Here is a 17,707-nt window from a genome sequence, read left to right as displayed (position 1 = left end):
TTTTTATGGGATTTTCACCCATTTGGGTAATTGGTCAGCAAAAGCTGTTCCAGTTTTCAATTTCATGACAGGCACCAAGCCGATAGGCCAAACGCCGTCGAAGCACTGCCAAAATTACATAAAAAAAAGCCTCAGAAGAGACTTTTTAGATTCAATTATCGTAATGTTATCAATATTCATCCTCGTTCCAGAGGTAATCTTCTTCGGTAGGATAGTCAGGCCAGATTTCTTCGATGGACTCGTATATCTCGCCGCCTTCCTCTTCCATGGATTGAAGGTTTTCGACAACCTCCAAAGGGGCACCGGTACGGATCGAGTAGTCGATCAATTCGTCTTTTGTGGCTGGCCATGGCGCATCACTTAAATAAGATGCTAATTCTAATGTCCAATACATCGTAATAGTTTGATTTTAAAATTTTTGCAAAAGTAATTTTTTAAAGCAAACAGCCAACTTTTTAGCAAAGTATTTCGACTATTTTATCAACATTATTTTTGCATTAACAAATTGATAACGAAGAAATGTGGAATTTATTAGACCTTTTTCTCGGGAATCCATTTCACTTCCTCGGCTTTTAAATCCTTTGACAATTTTCGTGCCAAGACAAAGAGATAGTCGGAAAGCCTATTGATAAATGACAGTACCTTCGAATCGAAAGGCTCGTTTTCGTGAAGATGTGAAGCAAGCCTTTCGGCACGTCTGCATACCGTACGGGCAATATGACAGTATGACACGGTCGTGTGACCGCCAGGAAGAATGAAATGTGTCATTGGTGGCAAAGTTTCGTTCATTGAATCGATTTCCTTTTCCAAAAGGGTAATATCGCCTTCAGAAATTTTGGGTATGTTCAAGCGTTCTTTCCCATTTTTAAGCACCGCCTTTTCGGGATCGGTCGCCAATATGGCACCGATGGTAAAAAGGTTTTTTTGGATCGATACCAGGTTCTGTTTTGTGCGCGAATCTATTTCTTGGTCACGAATTAGACCCAACCATGAATTCAATTCGTCAAGGGTGCCATAACTTTCTATGCGCAAGTGATATTTTTTGACCCGGGTTCCCCCGAAAAGAGCAGTCGTGCCGCTGTCGCCTGTTTTGGTGTATATTTTCATTGCCTTTTGTCCTTTCGTTTATAGTTTTCCAGAAACGATTTACCCTTTCTTCGTTTCGAACGCCCCCTTGTTACCATTGAAAAAAGAACGTAGGCGACAAAAAGGCCCCCGGCAATAATATAAATCGAATAGTCCATCACGATAGGATTGATTTTTAAAATTAAGGGATTAAATCCGAATCCTAAAATGTTCGGAAGCTTGTTCTTTTCTGAAGAATACCGCACCACAATGGTACATATCTATGGTCACACGTGCTTTCTCATGGTCCTTGACCATCTGCCAGAGCTTGGTGCACGGCTTGTTCTTATAAATGGAACCGATCAGCAGCATACTGTTGTTGTGTATATTTTCAAAAAGAAAGTTAAAGCTTTCCTCAAGATGCGGGGCATCGATAAAAATAAGATCGTACGGTCCATGATTAATTTGAATGGATGGATGTTCGGCCTGTATTTTCTTTTGTAGCGGTTTTGATCCTGAGGAAATCCAGATGTTTTTCACATTGAAGTAGCCCATACTTTTGAACAGCACATTTTCGGCTTTTGAGACCTTAAATTTTTGTCGTGCATAGAGACATTTGGTAACATAATCATAAACAAAAGGGGAGTGGACACCGTGCTGGTTGGTAGAAGAAAACAGGAAATTCAGGTATGCTATAATTTTGTACAAAAGTATTCTATTGATTGAGGTAATCGCCTGTATGGAGAGTTGTTCGTTTCACCCCTCCAATAAGGCCGAAAGTTCGAACCATCGTTCTGTTTTTTCTTCGATTTTATCGGAAATTTTCTTGAGTTCGATAGCGAGTTGGTCGATTTCTTCACCGGTCAGGTTTCCTTCGGCAAATTTTGTCTGTATTTCTTCCTTTTTGGTCTCTAGGCTATGAATGTCTTTTTCGAGTGTTTTATGCTCTTTTTGCTCCAAATACGACAATTTTTGTCTTTTTTCCTCATTTTTCCAGCCGTTTTTGACTGTTTTCGATTCTTTTTCGACTTTTCGTTCTTCTCTTGACTCGATAATGGCACTGTCTTCGTAGGCCCTGAAATCGGAATAATTTCCTGGGAAATCCTCGATGACGGCATTGCCCCTAAAGACGAATAAATGGTCTACGATCTTATCCATAAAATAGCGGTCGTGCGATACGACCAAGAGGCATCCGGGAAAATCGAGCAAAAAATTCTCGAGAACGTTCAAGGTAACGATATCCAGATCATTAGTGGGCTCGTCAAGAATCAAAAAATTCGGGTTTTGGATAAGTACCGTACAGAGATAAAGTCGCTTGCGTTCGCCACCGCTCAACTTATCGACAAAATCGTATTGTTTTTTACGATCGAAAAGAAAACGTTCGAGCAGTTGCTGTGCCGAAATTTGCCTTCCTTTTTTTAACGGGATAAAATCACCGAATTCGCGAATAACATCGATAACTTTTTGACCTTCTTTTACGGCAATTCCCTTTTGGGTATAGTATCCGAATTTGATGGTGTCGCCAACGACGACCTTTCCCGAATCGGGTCGATCAGCACCTGTAATGACATTTAAAAAAGTCGATTTTCCCGTACCGTTTTTTCCGATGATGCCTACGCGTTCCCCCTTGGTAAAAACGTATTCGAATTTGTCGAGAATGGGTTTGTCGGGGTAGGATTTCGAAATTTTATGCAGTTCAAGAATTTTACTTCCGACCCGTTCCATATTGATTTCAAGCTGTACCTCGTGCTCTTTTCGCCTTTGGTTGGCTTTTTCCTTGATACTATGAAAATCATCGATCCGGGATTTCGATTTGGTAGTTCGTGCCTTGGGTTGTCGGCGCATCCAGGCGAGTTCTTTTTTGAACAACAGCTTGGATTTATGTTGCTCTACCGCCTCCTGTTCGATTCGGGCTTCTTTTTTCTCCAAATAATACGAGTAATTGCCTTTGTATGAATAGAGTGTCCGATTGTCCAATTCGATGATTTCGTTACAGACCCGTTCCAAAAAATAGCGGTCGTGGGTCACCATGAACAGGGTGATGTTTTCTTTGGCAAAATACTGTTCGAGCCATTCGATCATTTCAAGGTCGAGGTGATTCGTCGGTTCGTCCAAGATCAATAGTTCGGGTCGGTTGATCAAGGCATTGGCCAATGCCAGCCGTTTTTTCTGCCCCCCTGAAAGTTTACCGACCGTAACATTAAGATCTTGAAGCTTTAGTTTGAACAAGATCTGTTTGTATTGGGTTTCGAAGTCCCAAGCACCGAAGCGCTCCATGGCATCGAATGCTTTTTGATAGGCATCGGGGTCTTCAGGCTTTGTCAGGGCTTTTTCATAATTATGGATGACTCGCAGCACTTCATTATCGGAAGCAAAAATAGTTTCTTCGACGGTGAGGTCGGGGTTTAACCTGGGCTCCTGTTCCAGGTATGATACGCGAAGGCCCTTTCGAAAATTGACCTGGCCCGAATCGGCAACGTCGTTGCCCGACAAAATATTAAGAATCGATGTTTTGCCGGTACCGTTTTTGGCGATCAAGGCAATTTTCTGGTCTTTGTTGATTCCGAAGGAAATCTCATCAAAGAGTACCAATGCACCATACGACTTTGTAATGTTCTCAACTGTAACAAGGTTCACTTCGAAAGAATTTTGAAATTTTTAGACGAATACCATAAATAAAAATAGCGAACTCCCAGGGCCAAAAATAGTGGAAGCAGTACCGGACTGAAATATTGTATTCTAAAGATGCCGAACAGCAGCATGGCCGCTTGCAAGGCCAATAATAGCAAAAAATAATTTCCGGTCCATCGAGGCGGCGATCGTCGCAGCATGACGAAGGCCATAAAAACATTTAGCGGGAAGGCCCAAAAAATATTGTAATTCTGAACGGTCCATATATGATCGGTCAAGAACCACAGAAAGAACAGCACCACGCCCGAAAGCCCTGTCAACAATAAAATGAAAACATCCAATGCCCTACTTCGTTTTCTCTTTTTGAAATCGGAATAGGTGATTACCAATATCAAAATGGCGATGATCAAGAAAAGAAACAATGGCGTTGCGAAAAAGCCCGGACCGTTTTTTTCGGTATCGGAGTCAAAAAGAGTGGTCGTATTGCTTACTAGTGGCAGACCCTTAAGTTGGGCGGCATTCAATTGGTAATATATATAAATGGGCAAGTACATATGTTCTTTGGCAGTTGCCTTTCTATCGATTACCGATCCCAGGGCAACATCGATGCCGAAAGCACCCCAAGAGTTCGTATTGATATTATGATGGATAAGTTCGCGAAAGCTATACCTCTGGTCAATATAATCTTCTTTAAAAACCAATTTTTCGCCCAAAACCTCTTGTAGTACATCCCAAATCTTGGTCGCACAATTGTTTGAAAAATAATCATATGAATAGACCTTGTTCTCGGGCAGGTTGTTGTTTTCGAGAAACTTAAAAAGCTCGTTCCTTTCTGTATGCGACAGGTTCAATAGCTGTTCTTTGACCCATCGGTTTTCGAATTTGTAACTCTGCAAATAGGGGCCAAAACGTTGCCTCACCAGTTTATAGTCCATTCTGCCCAGCGAGAATTTCCAATAAAAATTCTCACCACTTGTATCGAATACCCCGTAATTATAGACCACGTCGATTGCCAAAGTCGGATCTTGCACGCGAAAGGCACTATGGCCGAAAGCGGAGTAGAGTACATCACCGGGGCCGCTCGTCAAGACACTTATCTTTGATAGTGGGGAGAGTTCCGGTATTTGGGCCGAACCAAAGAGGGTCGCAACCGTACAAAGAAGAAAAAGCAGTTTTTTAAATGGCATTTTTGAACTGTATGACTGACTGTTGGCAAATATCCGAATAAAATAGGTCTTCAAATCGATAGAACGAAAATTGTACTATTTTTACCTGATGCAACCTTTTTATCCATGAAAAGACATATTCCCAACTTTATTACGCTCATGAACGTTTTCTGTGGCTGCGTCGCTGTCGTGTTTGCGGTTCTGAACCAACTGGAACTTGCTGCATCGTTTATGTTTTTGGGGATAATCTTTGACTTTTTCGATGGCTTGGCAGCGCGGATATTGGATGTTAAAAGCGATTTGGGCCTTCAGTTGGATTCATTGGCCGATGTGATTACCAGCGGATTGGTACCCGGTGTTGTCATGTTTCAATTGTTGAATATGTCTGAAATGGGCGGGTGGAATGCCGGTTCAAGCATCTTTTGGGCCAAAAATTTGGATATCTCGCCTTTACCTTTTTTAGGGTTTCTGATTACCATGGCCTCTGCCTATCGACTTGCAAAATTTAATTTAGATGAAGGCCAACAATCATCTTTTGTCGGTCTACCGACACCGGCCAATGCCTTGTTGATCGTATCGTTGCCCCTTATTCTTTTGCACCACAATAATGATTTTTTGAACAGTATTGTTTTGAACCAATGGTTCTTGCTGGCAATGACGATCTTGAGTTGTTATCTTTTGAATTCTAAAATCGAACTTTTTGCCCTCAAGTTCAACAACTGGAGCTTTAAGGATAATGCACTTCGTTATATTTTTATAATAGTGAGTTTGGTTTTGTTGATCACGATGCGGTTTTTGGCGGTACCCTTGATCATTCTTTTTTATATTTTGAGTTCGTTGTTGGTGCCGAATACCAAAAAATAGATGGACATTGGTGAAAATGCGTGTAGCCTAAGAATTCATAATATTCATTCGATAAGTGGATTTAAGTCGAATGGCAGTTCGGTTTGAACTTTAAAAATCCAACTTTTTTTTGCGTAGTTCGAAGTTTTGGCCCAAATAGACCTTTCGTACCATTTCATCGGCGGCAAGATCTTCGGGAACCCCTGATTTCAAAATGCCGCCTTCGAACATGAGATATGAACGTTCTGTTATGGCAAGTGTTTCCTGAACGTTGTGATCCGTGATCAGAATGCCGATATTCTTGTTCTTCAATTGGGCCACGATTCTTTGAATGTCCTCTACTGCGACGGGATCGACCCCGGCAAAAGGTTCATCGAGCAGAATGAACTTGGGATCCGTAGCAAGCGCACGGGCAATCTCGGTGCGTCTACGTTCACCGCCGGAAAGTAGATCACCACGATTTTTACGAATATGACCAAGACCGAATTCCTCTATGAGCGATTCCATTTTCATATGCTGCTCTTTTTTGCTTAGCTTAGTCAATTGCAATACGCTCAGAATATTTTTTTCGATGCTCAATTTTCGAAATACCGAAGCTTCCTGGGCCAGGTATCCGATACCGTTTTGTGCCCTTTTGTACATGGGAAAATTGGTAATCTCCATGTCATCCAAGAAAATATTTCCGCCATTGGGCTTTATGAGTCCGACGATCATATAGAACGAAGTAGTCTTGCCCGCACCGTTGGGGCCGAGCAAGCCGACGATCTCGCCTTGGTTTACTTCCAAAGAGATACCTCTGACGACCTGGCGCCCTCGGTAAGACTTCATTATTTTTTCGGCCCTGAGCTTCATTTTTGTAAAACTAAACTTTAAAATCGGGTATTATCGAGAAATATGGCAAGGTTTAACTTTTTTTAGTACGTTGCATTGCCAGTTTCGCCTCTTTTTTGGCCTCCCTTTTCAAAACAAACTGCGATATGTAAATACTGATCTGGTAAAGACCTATAACAGGTATGGCAACGATTATCTGACTGGCCACATCGGGTGGAGTAATGACTGCCGAAAGTATCAATACGATGACCAAAGCAATCTTTCGGTATTTTTTCATGATTTCGGGTGTTACGAGACCAACCTTGGTCAAAAAGAAAATGACAATAGGCAGCTCGAACAAGATGCCACAAGCCAGAACAGAAGCTTTTAAGGTGCCAATATATGAATCAAGATCGAACTCGTTCAATACCACCTCACTTACCTGATAGGTGCCCAAAAAGTTGATGGATAGAGGGGCCACAACGTAATACCCAAAAAGTACGCCCATGAAAAACAAAAAGGAGGCAATAAGTATAAAACCTCGTGAATTCTTCCGCTCGTTATCATGTAGCCCGGGACTAATAAATTTCCACATTTCCCATAATACGTATGGGAATCCCACAATAAAACCGGCCCAAATCGAGGTCCAGATATGGGCCGAAAACTGTCCCGCCATTTGCCGGCTCTGAATCGTAAACGGAAGTTTGTCGGCACAAAATGCGGAATCAAAACCAATGGAGGTGGCTATATCGCAAAAAAGACGGTACGTGGGAAAATCCATATACGAAGGGCCGAGCAGTACTGTATCGAAGATGAAGCGTTTCATCAAAAAGGCAACACTCCCTATGATTACAACTGCCAAGGTGGAACGGATCAAATGCCACCTGAGTTCCTCCAAATGATCCAAGAAAGACATTTCGTCCGGTGACTTGGTCTGTTTTTTCTTTGCCATTATATAATTCCTTCGTTGATCAAATTATGTAAATGCACGATGCCCCGGTACGATTTTCCATCGACCGCCAACAATTGCGAAATACCATTGTCTTGCATCATTTCAAGGGCTTTTATCGCAAGTACTTCGGTCTGGATTATCTTAGGGTTCGATGTCATGATATCTCGGGCGGTAAGCCCATTGATATTGTCATATTTGTTGAGCATTCGACGAATATCACCATCGGTTACAATACCTACTATCTCATCATGGTCTATTACGGCGGCCACTCCCAACATTTTCTCTGAGATCTCGACGATTACTTTTCTTACATCGGTTTCCAAATGTACCTGGGGTTTCTGATTGTTGTCGGCAATATCTTTTACACGAAGGTATAACCGTTTTCCCAAGGTGCCACCAGGATGGTATTTTGCAAAATCCTTGCTGCTGAACCCTTTCAGGTCCAACAGACAAACGGCAAGGGCATCACCCATGACCAATTGAGCCGTTGTACTGGTGGTCGGTGCAAGGTTGTTGGGGCAGGCTTCCTTCTCTACCGATGTATTGAGCACATAATCCGCCTGCTGTGCCAAAAAAGATTCCATAGTACCGGTCATTCCGATAAGTTTGTTCTTGCCCCTCTTTATCAAAGGGACCAACATTTTTATCTCGGGGCTGTTGCCGCTTTTCGAAATACAGATAACAACGTCGTTCTCTTGAATGGTTCCTAAATCACCGTGAATGGCATCAGCGGCATGCATAAATATTGCAGGAGTGCCGGTAGAATTCAGGGTGGCAACGATTTTCGAGGCGATAATCGCGCTTTTTCCGATTCCTGAGATAACCACCCTTCCCTTTGACTTGAAAATGGCATTGACAGCATCTGCAAAGTTTTCGTCTATAAAAGACGTCAAATTCTGAATGGCCTCGCTTTCGATCTGGATCGTTTGACGGGCTAATGCGAGAATGGCTTTTGTGTCGCTCAAAGTATATTTCTGGTTACAGGACTGTTTTAGGAAATATAGTTGAATTCCTAAAAGAATGTCTTATCTTTAAGATAGCAAAATTACACAAAGTATCTTTTATCTGAAGAACTCGATCTTGGCAATTCTTTTACATTTAAAGTTATTAATTGCGATTGGCTTTTGTTGATCAACAATGAAAACGGTCTTTAAAAAATCTAATGTGATAGTAAACACCTCATTTTCTATAAGGTTTCATGTCGAACAAGAGACATACTGTTCTAGATTTTAGGTTTTTTATCGCTATCGTACAAGTTAAGTCATCAGAAGTGTGTAAATTGACTATTAAAAATTTATGGGTCATGGCCCGTTGAAAGTTGGTTAAATGACAAAACATGGTATGGCTTTTGGAGAAATAGATCTGCATGCCTCGTTAAAAAAACACTTTGGGTTCTCTAAATTCAAAGGTCTTCAAGAAGAAGTAATCAAGAATATCATTAAGGGTAAGAACACCTTTGCCATCATGCCTACAGGAGGAGGAAAGTCGCTGTGCTATCAACTTCCGGCCTTGATGAACGAAGGTACCGCAATTATTGTCTCGCCGTTGATAGCACTAATGAAAAATCAGGTCGATGCGATTCGTGGAATTTCTTCCGAAGAAGGCATTGCTCACGTTTTGAACTCTTCTTTGAACAAATCAGAGGTCAAACGGGTCAAGCGTGATATTCTTGACGGTATTACAAAACTGCTCTATGTCGCGCCCGAGTCGTTGACCAAGGATGAGTATATTGAATTTCTACAGTCGGTACCATTATCTTTTATGGCTATTGACGAAGCCCACTGTATTTCAGAATGGGGCCACGATTTCAGACCAGAATACCGTAATTTGAGATCGATTTCGAATAGACTCGGGGAAAATATTCCCATCATTGCGTTGACGGCGACCGCCACTCCGAAAGTACAAGAAGATATTATCAAAAATTTGGGCATTGCCGATGCGAAGGTGTTCAAGGCCTCGTTCAATCGACCCAATCTTTTTTATGAAGTACGACCAAAGACGGCGAATGTCGATGCCGATATCATAAGGTTCGTTAAGCAAAACTCAGGAAAGTCTGGAATCATCTACTGCCTGAGCCGTAAACGGGTCGAACAATTGGCAGAGGTCTTGCAAGTCAATGGCATCAGCGCAGTACCTTATCATGCAGGTTTCGATGCCAAGACCCGTTCAAAGTATCAGGATATGTTTTTGATGGAAGATGTTGATGTCGTTGTCGCCACGATTGCTTTCGGAATGGGAATCGACAAACCCGATGTTCGATATGTCATTCATCACGACATTCCTAAAAGTATAGAAAGCTATTATCAGGAGACCGGCCGTGCTGGAAGGGACGATGGTGACGGCCATTGTCTCGCCTTTTACTCTTATAAGGACATCGAAAAACTCGAAAAATTCATGTCAGGAAAACCCGTGGCCGAGCAGGAAATCGGAAACGCCTTGTTACAAGAGGTCGTTGCCTATGCCGAAACCTCTATGTCGCGCCGTAAATTCATGTTGCACTATTTTGGTGAAGAATTTGACGAAATCAACGGAATAGGTGCCGATATGGACGATAATTCAAGAAACCCCAAAGAAAAGGAAGAGGCCAAGGAAAACGTTGTCAAGTTAATAAGGGCAATCAAGGAAACCAGTGAGAAATTCAAGTCAAAAGAAATCGTAAAGGCACTTACCGGTAAGGTAAACGCGTTGATCGCCTCGCACAAGACCAACGAAAAGGAAATTTTCGGTATAGGTTCCGATAGGGATAAAAACTATTGGATGGCACTTATTAGGCAAACATTGGTTGCAGGTCTTATACAAAAGGAAATCGAACAATACGGAATTTTGCATGTCACTGAAAAAGGGGAAGCTTTTTTGAGAAACCCAACATCGTTCATGATGACGAAAGACCATGTGTACAATATGGCCAATGATGGGGCACTTGTCAGTGCGGCAAAGGCGGGGGTTGCCGATGAAAAACTTTTGAAACAACTCAAAGACCTTCGAAAAGCCCAGGCCAATAAGCTGGGAGTACCCCCTTTCGTGGTATTTCAGGATCCCTCTTTGGAAGATATGGCCTTAAAATATCCTATTAAAATGGAGGAAATGGTCAATATTAACGGAGTAGGCGAGGGTAAGGCCAAGAAGTATGGTGGGCCTTTTATTGAATTTATTTCAAAATATGTTGACGAGAACGAGATAGTCCGTCCTGAAGACCTTGTTGTAAAGAGCACCGGTGCGAATTCGGGTCTTAAGCTATATATCATTCAAAATGTAGACCGTAAACTTCCCCTTCCCGATATCGCATCTTCAAAAGGGTTGGAGATTCCCGACCTCATAAAAGAAATGGAGCAGATCGTTTATAGCGGTACCAAATTGAATCTCGGTTACTGGATAGATGAGGTATTGGATGAAGACCAACAAGAAGAGATACATGAATATTTTTTGGAAGCTGATACCGACGATGTAGAAGAGGCGTTAAAGGAATTTGACGGTGAATACGAAGATGAGGAATTACGACTGTACCGGTTGAAGTTTATCAGTGAGGTGGCGAATTAAGAAAGACTACCTTCTTCAGACTTACGCTTACATGGAAAAAGGCCACTTCTGTAAAAAGTGGCCTTTTGAGTCTTGGTCGTTATAAAAGTGATGTTATGGTGCCGCTGCACCCGATTTTGACTGGGTCCTTCTAAGTTGGCGCTGAATTTTCTTTATTGCCGACTCGATTGATTTTTCAGGTTCTATGATATTGTATTCGCCCCAAAAATCAGGATCGGCAAAACCAAGGGCCTCATCGCTCAAGATAATCGACGATTTTATCCGCTCCTTGGATTTTGGAAAATTACTGGTCAAATTTTTCTCCCAATCCGTAACGGCCATTTCACATGTCATACTGTATACCGAATTGAAAAGCCGCTTATCCCAATTTACCTTGAATTCTAGCAACACGTTGCTATAGCTATAATGCCAACGACCGTTTTTTTCGCGATAATCTACACGATAGGCGACTTCGGTCGGCCATACCCTCGCATTTTTTGGTTTTTTACGAACGAAAAGCTTTGAGGCTTCCTCTTTATCGGTAATGTTCAATGAATAGATGGCACTGGTCAATATTTTGTTATCCGCGTCGATAAAAAGTTGGCCCTTATAGAGCGGGTCTGCAATATCGTCGCGTTGATTAAAGTTTATTACATAAATAAGCTGGTCATTTACCTGGATCGAACGGTCGAAGCTAAAGATATAATCGTCGATCGACCTGTCTGTAAAAATGTATTCAGGGTACTTCATAAGGTCGACGAAAAGAGCGTTGAAAGGTCCGCCCTGAAGTTTAAGGGCCACCGTATCAAGTTTGCTGTAATCTGTACTTTTTCTTGCTTTGTACATTTGTACCGCATCTCTTCGCACAGAAGTATACGGGGCTTTGTAGATATTGACCACGGCTTCGGAAAGCGAAACGTTCTTTCTTCTTTTTTTGATGGTCTCGCGATAAAAAGCGGTCATCACAGTAGGGTCTTCAAAATAATTTTCACCTTTTTTCTCCAAAGTCTCCTGCACCAAATTACGTGCATCTTTAGGAATGCTCAAGTTGATTTCGGAAAGCTGTACGACAGATACTTCCATCATAATCTTGTTGTCCTCTTTCTTAAATTGTGCCAACGGTATCGATCTGTTCTTATAACCCAGAAAAGTAATCGACACGTTGCCCTGTGCAATATTTTCAGGTACTTTCAAGGAGAATTCTCCCTCGGTGTTCGTGATAGTACTAATATTGGAACCCTCAAGGGCCAGACTCGCAAAGACCAATGGTTTATTGGTTTCTGAATCCAAGACCTCTCCTTTGTATTGTTCATAGTCTTGGTTCGCCGTTTCTTGAAAAAAAGCATTGGCATTGTATAGTGCACCAATGAATAACACTGATATTAATGTTATCATCAGACGTTTCTTACGGGTTATGATTGTTGTTTTCATCGTATCGAATTTTTTTTCAGCGCAAAATTATTTTATTTCTAAGTTAGTGATTATTAATTATATATGTTGTTAAAAAAGTATTTTTAATCATTCTTTAAAGCGGGCTCGAGCTCATATGGAATTTTCTTTGAACACTGTGCGCCAAGCTCTTTGGTTTATTTGTTTGGTCAGTAATCAAATGCGGTATATCGGTATCCGGCGGCCAAACTTCTTTCATTAGGCGATGTATTTCTGAATGTAACGGGAATCGACGTATACGGATAATGAAAGCTACCCTTTTCGGTCACGACGAAATGTAAATGCGGAAATCCTGCCAAACCGGTGTTACCGCTCAAACCGATATTTTGCCCCTGTTCGATCTTATCGCCTTTTTCGACCAAGGCTCCATTCTGTGTCAAATGCATGTATTGGGCAAAAGTACCATCTTCGTGTTCTATCACGACCAGATTATTCGGAAACTCGCCATCGATGCCCGATTCTTCGACGTGTACAACGATACCCTCCCTTACGGCAGTGATGGTTTGACCGATGTCCATTGCAAAATCAACTGCAAATTGATCCGGACCGTCGATGCTATGAAATGACCCACCACAATGACTGAGCGTGACCATATAACTTTGGCCCATCGGATAGGGCAGAACGTATTCTGAAGTTTTCCAATCTCTATATTCTGTTTTTGGACATCCAACGGCCACTACATTTTCATTTTCTATCGCCTCCTTTGCCGACAAATCTTTGTCATCCTTTTTGCAACCGTAGGAGGAAATCAACAAAAGGCACATTATCATTGCGAAAATCGTATTGGCGGAAGATTTCATCGGTAGTTAAAATAAGTTTTAAGATCAAGTTCGTATTTCATCAATTTGATTTATGATGCTTGCGTATGTTTTACATAGTCCGATGGGTTTCCGTCGGAAAACTTTTTAAAGGCTTTATAAAATGAAGCCCGGTTATTGAAACCTACATCATAGGCTATTTGGCCGATGGTCCTGTTGTCTTCCTTGTTTTGAAGCAAAAGATTCTTTGCATCTTTGATGCGATACTGGTTGATAAAGTCGAAAAACGACAAGTTGAAATGCTCGTTGATAATTTGAGATGTTTGGTTTCGCGAGAGCTTTATCATCAATGCCAGATCGTCCAACCTTAGATCATTGTCGAGATAGGGCTGTTGTACTTCCATGATCCGCAACAATTTCTTCTTCATTTCAAGTGATAGCCCATCTGACAGCCCCGTTTTTCTATATTTGACGAACGGTATGGCCTCTTTGATCGATTTGCCTTCGAAAACCTCGGGTTGTATGAACCCGAAGAAGGCAAGCATTCCGATAAAAAATACGATTACGATATCAATGAAATAATCGTATGAAGGATCCATAATGCCGAACCTGACCAAAAAGATATAAAGAGCGAACATGAAGACAAAACCGAGGTACGATCCGACAAACCATCTCAGCCACTTATTCTCTCGAAAACCTACCCCTTTGTTTTGCCAAAAACCAAAGTAGGTCAGGGTAGCGTAAAAAAACATTATGGAGATAACGACCCAAATACCGTAATCGGGAAAATGAATATAATCATAAGTATTTCCGTCTTCCAATGCCTTGATTTTGCCTTCGTCAGATAATGAGTAATAAGGAAATAGAAGAGCGATGGTAATTGCTGGGGGAATCAGGAACAATGCATCGGTCCATCTGAAACCGGTTTTATCGACTACTCGGCGTACGTAGATGTACACTAGTGCTCCGTAAACGGTCCACAGGGGAAAGTGGGTAAAATTGAGATTAATAAAGCCAGGTTTATAAATAATACCAGACCACCGCAGGCAATTGTTCAAAAGTTCGAATGCGAACAAAAAAGTGTATACACCTAATAAGACATTTGCAAATAGATCACCTTTTTCTTTGAATAGAAAGCGTATGGAAAGCGCTACCCCAATAATGGTGAAGCAAAAGAATAAAATAATCACCCAACTCATAGTTAATTGCATCGAATATCTAATATATATGATGTGGAGCTCGAAGTTGTCTCTTAGTATAGGGATAATCAAGAATCAATGAAAATAACCTGATTATGAACTAATCATGCGTTTTTCGCGAATGGGTGACCAAACGATCGATTTCGGCAAGTTCTTCATCACTGAGATTACGCCATTGACCCACCGGTACGTCCAACCTGACGTTCATGATCCTCACGCGCTTTAGCCTTTTGACCCTATAGCCCAGATATTCGCACATGCGCCGTATCTGACGGTTGAGCCCTTGGGTCAAGATAATCTTGAACTGATACTTGCCCAGTTCTTCCACCTGGCATTTTCGTGTTACTGTATCTAAAATCGGAACGCCTTGGCCCATTTGCCTCAAAAATTTTTGGGTAATAGGCTTGTCTACGGTTACTATATACTCTTTTTCATGGTTATTTCTTGCGCGTAATATTTTGTTTACGATATCACCGTCATTGGTCAAAAAGATGAGTCCTTCGCTAGGCTTGTCCAAACGCCCTATCGGAAAGATCCGTGTCGGGTAATTGATAAAATCGATGATATTGTCTTTCTCGACCCCGGTATCGGTCGTGCAGACGATACCTACCGGTTTATTGAAAGCGAGATATACCTGTTTTTCCTTAGGGGCGGATACCAGAATACCATCCACTCTTACTTCATCGTTTTCTGTGATCTTGGTACCTTTTTCTGGCACAGTGCCATTAATCGTAACCCGATTTTGTTCAATGAGCACATCGGCCGCACGGCGCGAGCAGTACCCGGCCCCACTGAGGAATTTATTGATGCGTGTCCGTTTTGGTTCTTGCACAAGCTATGTTTGAAGCTACAAATTTAACGGTTTCTAACATGTAAAACCATTTATGCAGAATGTACGGAGGCATTACGTTCAGGCTTGAAAGAAGAAATAATTTCCGAAACACCCTAGAGACTCTTCGTCTCCAATTGCTTATGCGAGCCGTCGCAATTCGGCATTCGTCTTGAAAGCCCACATACGCACTCGTTCAATCCCTTGCCCTTGAAGATTCTTTCGATGTTCTTTTCTATTCTTGTCGATCGGGTTTTTGATTGTTTCGGTTTGGCAAAGTGCAAAAGGTAACCTCGCTGTCTGCCCGGTGTCAAATTATCAAATGCAATCTTAAAATCTGGGTTTTCACTAAAAACTTGTTCCAGTTCTTCGGGTATTTCAAAGTCGGCCGTTTTTTTTGTTTCGACTTTCAAACCCAGTTTTTCGACCTCTAAGGCCTCATAAATATATTCTTTGATCGTCGGCTCAAGGGTATTGATTTCCGAAATATGCTTGAATCTGATTTGTCGGCCAAATTGCGTGTTTTCCGTTTGTTGGATTAAAATACCCTTATAGTCGCTTAGTAATGCTCCTTTCATGAATAGAATGGCACAGTATTCCTTGAAACCATGAAACAGAACAATATTCTTGTTCTTATAGGTATAACAAGGGTGCATCCATTTAAAATCTTCCGTTAGGCCACAATCCAGTATCAGTTCACGAAGCCTTTTTTGTTCGTCCTGCCACGTATTAAGATTGTTGAGATAATCGTCTACTTTTTTGTTCACTTGCTTTGATCTATAGATTCCGGTCCATTTTTACCATGCACTTTACATGTTGACATAAATATGGCCGGCCTGGGGTATGTCGGTAAGATCGAATTCTTTCTCATTGAGCAGAATACCGTGCTCAAGATAAGCTTTTAGATTGGCTAGCCAGAAAGTCCACCCACAACTACAGCCGTTGTAGATTTCCATTTTGGTTTTCTCATCGGTCGGCATTTCATATTGCATCAGGGTAACCAGCACTGATTTATCTTTTTGTTCTAGGGTTACTGATACTTTGCAAATGTCGGAGGCGAACGAGAATTCCAAAAAATCGGTTCCGTTTGCCTGTAATATTGTACCTTCCTCTTGACCGTTCCAGTTATGCCATCGCCAGATATAGCTATCGCCGACTTCGATAGGTTCGTTATGGTTTCGAAGGTGGCCTTGTGAAGAGGTATATTCGGCTTCTCGCAAAAACCATTTTTCGATTCCCGATTTGGTCGCCCAACATTGGTATACTGTATTTACATCGGTCTTTATATATATTTTTTTGGTGAACGAATCAAATGATAGGTTTTCCATAGTCGTCTATTTTTTTTCGTTGAAGTTCCAATTTATGAATTTCGCGGCCCAATTCGGCCAAAAAAGGAATACCGATTTCATCGAATTCATAAGTGTCGTCATTGAAAATTCCGTTGTGGTTTACCAAAAGAGTGGCAGTCAGCATGAATTCTATGTTATTCTTTTCATCAACGAGGTAGGCACAGTCGGTAAGGGTTCCATAGGCCCAGCCTACCTTGTTATAGATTTTGATGTTATCGGGAATGTTTTCCTTGATGTCGCCGTACATCAAGAATTTACAATATCCGTCGTAATATTCTTCAGGGTCATATCCCACGCGTCGGGGTAAGGTATGCATTGCCGAAAGTAAAAACTCACGCTGTTCGACGCTCAGGTCGAAACGTTGTTCCTCGGGAAATATCTCGGGAAATATTATTCGTTTCAATAGGCCGTGTTGTGCTGATATCGGATAGTAGTTCTTTAAGCTAAAATCAAAAGGTTCTTGAAAAAGCGAATCTTCATCAATATAACCCTTTCCCTTTTTGACACCTTCAATTTCCAGTGGTCTTGGTGCGCTGTTCACCGTACCTTCAAAAATTGCGGTGGTGCTATCGTTCAAATAAATGATCAAAGGTTTTGTGGCCAGATCGTCTGAATGGTATCCTAACCGATGTGAAATTCGTACGGGCGAAACCCCACGTTTTTTCAATCCATCGTTAATTGCGTCCTGCCCTAAAAACTCCACCAATCGATTGTTGGCATTATTATCGCTCACCGCGAATATCTTTGAAATTTCCTTGGCGAAGGTCGTTTCTATCGAATCTCCTTCGACATAGAACCGACTGTCTTTGTTCAATGAATCGATGGTATTGAGTTTTTGTAATGTCAGTACCGCTGCGGGAAATTTCACTGTGCTGGCCGGATAAAAATAGCGATGGTCATCTACCTGAAAATCGTAGTCGGTAAAGATAATACTGTCATTTCGCCGGTCGATCTGGGTATAGCGTATCTGTACTTCGTATCGTTCGACACTATCCATAACCCTTCTAATATTTATATTTTCGGAAGCCAGGGCCAGGTCAAGTAGATTTCCGTAGGGTTCTTGTTCGCTGCATGAAATCGAAAAAATAGAAAAAAGCAGAACGTTCAGGCCAAAGGCGAGATATCTGACCATATTTAGAT

General features: G+C 41.6%; 17 protein-coding genes. 2 read left to right on the top strand and 15 right to left on the bottom strand.

What is annotated here, in order from left to right:
- Window positions 1-169 precede the first annotated feature (169 nt).
- From ACEZ3G_RS00375 to ACEZ3G_RS00355, 5 genes are all read right to left on the bottom strand, one after another.
- On the bottom strand, window positions 170-394 hold the full coding sequence (locus ACEZ3G_RS00375) for a DUF2795 domain-containing protein (protein ID WP_013994285.1): 225 nt from the start codon (window positions 392-394) through the stop codon (window positions 170-172).
- Window positions 395-531: 137 nt separating this feature from the next.
- On the bottom strand, window positions 532-1,107 hold the full coding sequence (locus tag ACEZ3G_RS00370) for a cob(I)yrinic acid a,c-diamide adenosyltransferase (RefSeq protein WP_432423495.1): 576 nt from the start codon (window positions 1,105-1,107) through the stop codon (window positions 532-534).
- A 168-nt stretch (window positions 1,108-1,275) separates the two neighbouring features.
- Window positions 1,276-1,773 (bottom strand): hypothetical protein, encoded by a 498-nt coding sequence (locus ACEZ3G_RS00365; protein ID WP_432423494.1) that lies wholly within the window; start codon window positions 1,771-1,773, stop codon window positions 1,276-1,278.
- A gap of 48 nt (window positions 1,774-1,821) precedes the next feature.
- A complete protein-coding gene (locus ACEZ3G_RS00360) occupies window positions 1,822-3,702 on the bottom strand; it encodes an ABC-F family ATP-binding cassette domain-containing protein (RefSeq protein ID WP_432423493.1) in 1,881 nt (626 codons plus the stop codon).
- Window positions 3,699-4,883, bottom strand: a complete 1,185-nt coding sequence (locus tag ACEZ3G_RS00355) for a lipoprotein N-acyltransferase Lnb domain-containing protein (protein ID WP_432423492.1) — start codon at window positions 4,881-4,883, stop codon at window positions 3,699-3,701. The genes ACEZ3G_RS00360 and ACEZ3G_RS00355 overlap by 4 nt, the downstream gene beginning before the upstream one ends.
- Before the next feature lie 105 nt (window positions 4,884-4,988).
- Between ACEZ3G_RS00355 and ACEZ3G_RS00350 the strand changes: the two genes are divergently transcribed.
- The gene (locus ACEZ3G_RS00350) at window positions 4,989-5,726 is read left to right on the top strand and encodes a CDP-alcohol phosphatidyltransferase family protein (RefSeq protein ID WP_432423491.1); all 738 of its coding nucleotides are present in this window, start codon (window positions 4,989-4,991) and stop codon (window positions 5,724-5,726) included.
- 90 nt (window positions 5,727-5,816) lie between these two features.
- Here ACEZ3G_RS00350 and lptB read toward each other — a convergent pair whose 3' ends face one another.
- From lptB to ACEZ3G_RS00335, 3 genes are read right to left on the bottom strand one after another with little or no spacing between them, the layout of a single operon-like run.
- A complete protein-coding gene (gene lptB, locus ACEZ3G_RS00345) occupies window positions 5,817-6,557 on the bottom strand; it encodes an LPS export ABC transporter ATP-binding protein (protein ID WP_432423490.1) in 741 nt (246 codons plus the stop codon).
- Window positions 6,558-6,609: 52 nt separating this feature from the next.
- Complete coding sequence (gene tatC / locus ACEZ3G_RS00340) at window positions 6,610-7,467, bottom strand: twin-arginine translocase subunit TatC (protein ID WP_432423489.1); 858 nt, start codon at window positions 7,465-7,467, stop codon at window positions 6,610-6,612.
- A complete protein-coding gene (locus tag ACEZ3G_RS00335) occupies window positions 7,467-8,432 on the bottom strand; it encodes a KpsF/GutQ family sugar-phosphate isomerase (RefSeq protein ID WP_432423488.1) in 966 nt (321 codons plus the stop codon). The genes tatC and ACEZ3G_RS00335 overlap by 1 nt, the downstream gene beginning before the upstream one ends.
- 376 nt (window positions 8,433-8,808) lie before the next feature.
- Here ACEZ3G_RS00335 and ACEZ3G_RS00330 point away from each other — a divergent pair, with 376 nt between their 5' ends.
- Entirely contained in the window at window positions 8,809-11,004 is a 2,196-nt protein-coding gene (locus ACEZ3G_RS00330; protein WP_432425125.1) for a RecQ family ATP-dependent DNA helicase, read from the top strand.
- 93 nt (window positions 11,005-11,097) lie between these two features.
- Here the strand turns inward: ACEZ3G_RS00330 and ACEZ3G_RS00325 are convergent, their stop codons facing one another.
- From ACEZ3G_RS00325 to ACEZ3G_RS00295, 7 genes are all read right to left on the bottom strand, one after another.
- Complete coding sequence (locus tag ACEZ3G_RS00325) at window positions 11,098-12,414, bottom strand: carboxypeptidase-like regulatory domain-containing protein (protein WP_432423487.1); 1,317 nt, start codon at window positions 12,412-12,414, stop codon at window positions 11,098-11,100.
- A gap of 167 nt (window positions 12,415-12,581) precedes the next feature.
- On the bottom strand, window positions 12,582-13,232 hold the full coding sequence (locus ACEZ3G_RS00320; RefSeq protein WP_432423486.1) for a M23 family metallopeptidase: 651 nt from the start codon (window positions 13,230-13,232) through the stop codon (window positions 12,582-12,584).
- Between the two features lie 50 nt (window positions 13,233-13,282).
- The gene (locus tag ACEZ3G_RS00315) at window positions 13,283-14,389 is read right to left on the bottom strand and encodes a helix-turn-helix domain-containing protein (RefSeq protein ID WP_432423485.1); all 1,107 of its coding nucleotides are present in this window, start codon (window positions 14,387-14,389) and stop codon (window positions 13,283-13,285) included.
- A gap of 100 nt (window positions 14,390-14,489) precedes the next feature.
- Window positions 14,490-15,221 (bottom strand): 23S rRNA pseudouridine(2604) synthase RluF, encoded by a 732-nt coding sequence (gene rluF / locus ACEZ3G_RS00310; protein ID WP_432423484.1) that lies wholly within the window; start codon window positions 15,219-15,221, stop codon window positions 14,490-14,492.
- Window positions 15,222-15,334: 113 nt separating this feature from the next.
- Complete coding sequence (locus tag ACEZ3G_RS00305; protein ID WP_432423483.1) at window positions 15,335-15,985, bottom strand: YdeI/OmpD-associated family protein; 651 nt, start codon at window positions 15,983-15,985, stop codon at window positions 15,335-15,337.
- A 42-nt stretch (window positions 15,986-16,027) separates the two neighbouring features.
- Window positions 16,028-16,546 (bottom strand): SRPBCC family protein, encoded by a 519-nt coding sequence (locus ACEZ3G_RS00300; protein ID WP_432423482.1) that lies wholly within the window; start codon window positions 16,544-16,546, stop codon window positions 16,028-16,030.
- Complete coding sequence (locus ACEZ3G_RS00295; RefSeq protein ID WP_432423481.1) at window positions 16,527-17,699, bottom strand: serine hydrolase; 1,173 nt, start codon at window positions 17,697-17,699, stop codon at window positions 16,527-16,529. The genes ACEZ3G_RS00300 and ACEZ3G_RS00295 overlap by 20 nt, the downstream gene beginning before the upstream one ends.
- Window positions 17,700-17,707: the final 8 nt, after the last annotated feature.

Source organism: Meishania litoralis, from assembly GCF_042611095.1.
Lineage (GTDB): Bacteria > Bacteroidota > Bacteroidia > Flavobacteriales > Flavobacteriaceae > Meishania > Meishania litoralis.
Note: the sequence above shows the minus strand (reverse complement) of the source record. Positions and strands in the feature narration are given on the sequence as shown.

Excerpts from the sequence above, each read along its gene's own strand:
- ACEZ3G_RS00295 (WP_432423481.1), bottom strand. The coding sequence starts at position 17,699 with ATGGTCAGATATCTCGCCTTTGGCCTGAACGTTCTGCTTTTTTCTATT.
- tatC (WP_432423489.1), bottom strand. The coding sequence starts at position 7,467 with ATGGCAAAGAAAAAACAGACCAAGTCACCGGACGAAATGTCTTTCTTG.
- ACEZ3G_RS00325 (WP_432423487.1), bottom strand. The coding sequence starts at position 12,414 with ATGAAAACAACAATCATAACCCGTAAGAAACGTCTGATGATAACATTA.
- ACEZ3G_RS00320 (WP_432423486.1), bottom strand. The coding sequence starts at position 13,232 with ATGAAATCTTCCGCCAATACGATTTTCGCAATGATAATGTGCCTTTTG.
- ACEZ3G_RS00300 (WP_432423482.1), bottom strand. The coding sequence starts at position 16,546 with ATGGAAAACCTATCATTTGATTCGTTCACCAAAAAAATATATATAAAG.
- ACEZ3G_RS00370 (WP_432423495.1), bottom strand. The coding sequence starts at position 1,107 with ATGAAAATATACACCAAAACAGGCGACAGCGGCACGACTGCTCTTTTC.
- ACEZ3G_RS00315 (WP_432423485.1), bottom strand. The coding sequence starts at position 14,389 with ATGAGTTGGGTGATTATTTTATTCTTTTGCTTCACCATTATTGGGGTA.
- ACEZ3G_RS00375 (WP_013994285.1), bottom strand. The coding sequence starts at position 394 with ATGTATTGGACATTAGAATTAGCATCTTATTTAAGTGATGCGCCATGG.
- ACEZ3G_RS00355 (WP_432423492.1), bottom strand. The coding sequence starts at position 4,883 with ATGCCATTTAAAAAACTGCTTTTTCTTCTTTGTACGGTTGCGACCCTC.
- ACEZ3G_RS00330 (WP_432425125.1), top strand. The coding sequence starts at position 8,809 with ATGGCTTTTGGAGAAATAGATCTGCATGCCTCGTTAAAAAAACACTTT.
- lptB (WP_432423490.1), bottom strand. The coding sequence starts at position 6,557 with ATGAAGCTCAGGGCCGAAAAAATAATGAAGTCTTACCGAGGGCGCCAG.
- ACEZ3G_RS00350 (WP_432423491.1), top strand. The coding sequence starts at position 4,989 with ATGAAAAGACATATTCCCAACTTTATTACGCTCATGAACGTTTTCTGT.